General features: G+C 58.9%; 5 protein-coding genes. 2 read left to right on the forward strand and 3 right to left on the reverse strand.

Annotation, left to right across the window (positions count from 1 at the left end):
• The first annotated feature begins 210 nt into the window (after positions 1-210).
• Positions 211-444: a DUF6429 family protein gene (locus tag ACFFII_RS04025; protein WP_377697616.1), complete on the forward strand. Its 234-nt coding sequence runs from the start codon at positions 211-213 to the stop codon at positions 442-444.
• On the opposite strand, the gene tnpC is transcribed toward ACFFII_RS04025, so the two are convergent.
• The 3 genes from tnpC to tnpA form a co-directional block, all read right to left on the reverse strand.
• Complete coding sequence (gene tnpC, locus ACFFII_RS04030; RefSeq protein WP_377697620.1) at positions 425-2,053, reverse strand: IS66 family transposase; 1,629 nt, start codon at positions 2,051-2,053, stop codon at positions 425-427. The two genes, ACFFII_RS04025 and tnpC, sit on opposite strands and share 20 nt — an antisense overlap.
• A gap of 62 nt (positions 2,054-2,115) precedes the next feature.
• Entirely contained in the window at positions 2,116-2,463 is a 348-nt protein-coding gene (gene tnpB / locus ACFFII_RS04035; RefSeq protein ID WP_377697617.1) for an IS66 family insertion sequence element accessory protein TnpB, read from the reverse strand.
• Positions 2,460-2,888: an IS66-like element accessory protein TnpA gene (gene tnpA, locus ACFFII_RS04040; protein ID WP_377697618.1), complete on the reverse strand. Its 429-nt coding sequence runs from the start codon at positions 2,886-2,888 to the stop codon at positions 2,460-2,462. The genes tnpB and tnpA overlap by 4 nt, the downstream gene beginning before the upstream one ends.
• 422 nt (positions 2,889-3,310) lie before the next feature.
• Here tnpA and ACFFII_RS04045 point away from each other — a divergent pair.
• Positions 3,311-3,959 (forward strand): hypothetical protein (locus tag ACFFII_RS04045; RefSeq protein WP_377697619.1); only part of this gene is annotated, 649 nt, incomplete at its 3' end.

Consider the following 3,959-nt stretch of genomic DNA (forward strand, 5'->3'; position numbering starts at 1 on the left):
TAGAAACAACCCCGATCCACCTTAGCCAAGCCGCCAGGCTGTCTCACCGGCCGGGACCAGCTCATTCTGCGAGGCTTGGATAGCGGCGAAAGCCAGGGCTGGCACCGCTCGGCCGTGGAGCGAACTCCTACGTATCCCGTCCGCTGTCGCCCTCGCAATTGGTGTAACCGCCCGATTTCCGCCCCGGTCTGACGGTAGTATGCTCAGTCCATGGAGATTGATCGGGACAAGATCGACGAGGCCGTTCTGGCGCTGATGTGGTTGACGCTGCATGACGAGCGGCGGGCGTGGAAAGGCTTTGACTGGGGCGCCCTGGAGCGGTTGCACGCGCGCGGTCTGATTGCCGATCCGGTCAACAAGGCAAAGTCGGTTATCCTGACCGATGAGGGCCTGAGGCAGTCCGAAGAACTCTTCAGGGCGCTGTTTACGCGGCCTCGGTCTTGATCGTGCCCATTGGCGCCCAGTTCCAGGGCAGCAGTTCGCCGAGACGGGTGTTAATATGATCGTGGATGCGGTCCAGGACATCGGCAAGATAGGCCTGCGGATCGAGCCCGTTCATCTTTGCCGTTTCGATGACCGTCAGGGCGCGGGCGAGCGTTTCGCCGCCCGCGTCCGAGCCCGCGAATAACCAGTTCCGTCTGCCGACACCAATTGGCCTCAGGGCACGCTCGGCCGCATTGTTGTCGATGGCGACGCGTCCATCCTCGAGGAACAGCGTGAGGGCAGACCAGCGGCTCAATCCGTAGCGGAAGGCCTTGGCCAAGTCGCTTTTTCCGGGGATGCGCGTCAGCTGCTTTTCGGCCCAGCCCCGGAAGGCGTCGACCTTGGGCCTGGTTTCCTTCTGCCGCAGGGCCAGCCGCAACTCGGCGGGCTTGCCGCTGATTGCACGCTCGATATCGTAGAACTTGCCGATCCGGTCGAGCGCCTCGCGCGCGATTTCGGATTTCGTCGAGGTCCAGACATCATGGAAGTCACGGCGTAGATGTGCCCAGCATGCGGCCTCGCGGAACTGGCTCTTCCCTTCCAGATCGGTGGCATAAAGCTTGGCATAGCCCTTGTAGCCATCGGCTTGAAGAATGCCGCCGGCCTGGCCCAGATGGCCGAGGACATGTTCTTCCTTCCAGTCCGGGGCGAACTGATAGACCGCTCCGGGCGGGGCTCTGCCTGCCCAAGGGCGCTGATCGCGAACGTAAGCCCAGATCCGGCCCTTCTTCACGCCCTTGCCGAGCCCCTTGTCGCTCTTGCTGCGATCAAGCACGCGGATGGGCGTGTCATCTGCATGAAGCAGATCGCTGGCCATGATCTCAGCCTCGATCTTTTTGATCAGCGGCGTCAGGGTTTTCATTGCCCCACCGCACCAGTCCACGAGCGTCGTGTCGGGGATATCGGCGCCCATTCGGGCAAAGATCTCGTTCTGCCGGTAGAGCGGCACATGATCGTCGAACTTCGAGACCAGGACATAGGCGAGCAGGTTCGGTCCCGCCATGCTGCGCGGAATTGGTCGGCTGGGTGCCGGGACCTGGACGATCTTCTCGCAGCGCCGGCAGGACTTCTTGATGCGCGCGATCTCGATAACCTTCAATTGCGCGGCGATCATGTCGATCAATTCGCTGACATCCTCACCGATCACCCGCAGATCGCCGCCGCAATCGGGGCAATTCTTGCCGGGGTCATATTCGCGACGTTCGCGCGGCGTGTCCTTTGAGACTTTCGGGCGGCGGCGTGTGGTCTCCTGGGGTTCAGCCAGTTCCGGGTCCTGTGCTTCCGTGTCCGGCCCCTCCTCGGCAGCGGGCGACGGGTCATTTGCCTCCGTCAAAGCCAGCTGCAGGTCTTCCAGCGCCAGCTCCAGTTGCTCGAGCTCTCGTTCGATCCTTTCCGAACTGGCTCCGAACTTCTGCTTCTGCAATTTGGCGATCCGGACGCGCAGCGCCTGAACCAGCAGATCATGCGCACGCAAGCTGGCCGTCATCTTCTGATTTTCTGCCTGCAACGCGGCAATGATCGCCTTCAAGGCGGCAGGATCATTGGGCAGTGGCGTGGCCGTTCCGGACATGGCGATGAATACCATATCCCCATGTCGGACACTACAAAAACACGCAATTACAGAAAGATAGATCAGCCGACCCGGGCCGGTGGCGCACCCCAATCCGGCCGCCTCCAGTCAATTCCTTCCCACAGCATAGCCAGCTGCGCCGATGTCAGACGCGCAGTCCCGTCCTTGCTGCTTGGCCAGGGAAAGCGCCCGCGTTCCAGCACCTTGTAGTAAAGGCAGAAGCCCTGGCCATCCCAATACAAGAGCTTCAATCTGTCGCCACGTCGACCGCGGAACGCAAACACCGCACCGCCTGCTGGCTTCTGGCGCAACTGATCCTGCGCAAGTGCCGCCAAACCTCCGATGCCCTTGCGCATGTCGGTCACTCCGCAGGCCAGGTAAACTCGGACACCGGTGCCGGGCCCGATCATGCGGCCTCCACCACCCGGATCAGGCGCGTCAGCGTGGTCGTGTCCAGCATCGGGTCGAAGCGCAGGCAACGGCCATTGGCCAGTTGAAGCTCGATCAGGGCGGGGCGCTGCGGCGCCGGATCGACAGTCGATGGATGCGCCGCCAACGCCGCCGGCGCGCTCAATTCCACAGGCAGGAACAGGGTCTCCGGTAGTGGCGAAAGCAGCCCCTTCTTTTTCAGCTCATGCCGCCAGGCATAGAGCTGCTGTCGGGTTATCTCGTGGCGCTGCGCCACTTGCGTCACAGTCGCCCCCTCTACCCCGACCGACAGCACGATCCTGAGCTTCTCCTCGTCACTCCACCGACGCCGCCGTTCCAGACCCAGAATGTCACCACGCATCGAAAGTCCCGCATAAGACACGTCGTTAACGACGTCGCTATGCACGTGCCTTAGCCGATCAGCCCACGCTCAGGCAGGCGGTGGAAATCGGGTGGTTACCAATTGGTTACCAACAGCGCGCCGATATGCAGAAAGCCCTCGTCCTAATCACTGCGCACTCATGTGCCTTAACCGGATCAGAAGATCTCGTTGGACGCTCTTAGATCGACACGCAAAGCTGCAGACGTCTCGCGAACGGACCGTACTTGTACATGCGGTCGGATGAGACGGTCAGGCGTGCTAGTCTCACGTCTCATTTCAAGCACCCGCGGCACCACCCCAACCAAGTTGGGACACCTTACACACTGCGTCGTAGATCAATAGCGGGTAACTCAAAGCCCAGGAAGCGCTTTTAAACGACGATGGTGTTCAACCTGAAAACCATGCTGTAGTATCTGACAAAGCCAATCCCTCAAGGATGTCTCTTCATGAACACTCTTTACAACGTCATAGAAGCAGCCGAATTGAAAAGAAAGGCTCAGGCTCTTATTGAGCCCAGTGGCACTCCATCAGCTGATCCGGTCCTTGGGTACCCGCCCGAAATCGTCTATCGATGGAATACCTTTGTCAAGAAACATGGGACGTTAGTGGAAAACGTAATGACAAAGGTTATCAGGTCCCACGCTGGCTGGCAGGCTGCGTCACAAACACGATTTAAGTGCGACACAGATGAAACAAAGAAACTAATCGATCGAGTAGCGATAAATCCTAAAAACGGAGTAGCTATTTTCGTGGAGTGCAAGCGGAACTTAGGAAATGTATCAGATCCGTATCTAAAGAGCATAATTAGATACAATGCCTGGTGCCAAGACAAGGCAGCAGATATTGCGAGAGAAATCGGATTTACTCCATCAAACTCGATTGTGCGCTTCGCGGTCTTCAACGCGTATGGCTCGGAAGATGATGCGCTGAAGATTAAAGGAGTACCAGTCTTGTCACCAAGAGATCTTCCAAAGATTTTCGGACAATCTGTGCTCGATGCATTTGTAGAGCTGAACAAGGTAGTACACTCCGTGACCTGCCATGGGATTTTTCCTCCACCGCCGATTAGAGTCCGCCCTAACTCGAGGACGGACA

The organism is Paracoccus niistensis, assembly GCF_042432925.1.
Lineage (GTDB): Bacteria > Pseudomonadota > Alphaproteobacteria > Rhodobacterales > Rhodobacteraceae > Paracoccus > Paracoccus niistensis.

Bases quoted from the DNA above. Each gene is read 5' to 3' on its own strand.
- ACFFII_RS04025 (WP_377697616.1), top strand. From the start codon at position 211: ATGGAGATTGATCGGGACAAGATCGACGAGGCCGTTCTGGCGCTGATG.
- tnpC (WP_377697620.1), bottom strand. From the start codon at position 2,053: ATGTCCGGAACGGCCACGCCACTGCCCAATGATCCTGCCGCCTTGAAG.
- tnpB (WP_377697617.1), bottom strand. From the start codon at position 2,463: ATGATCGGGCCCGGCACCGGTGTCCGAGTTTACCTGGCCTGCGGAGTG.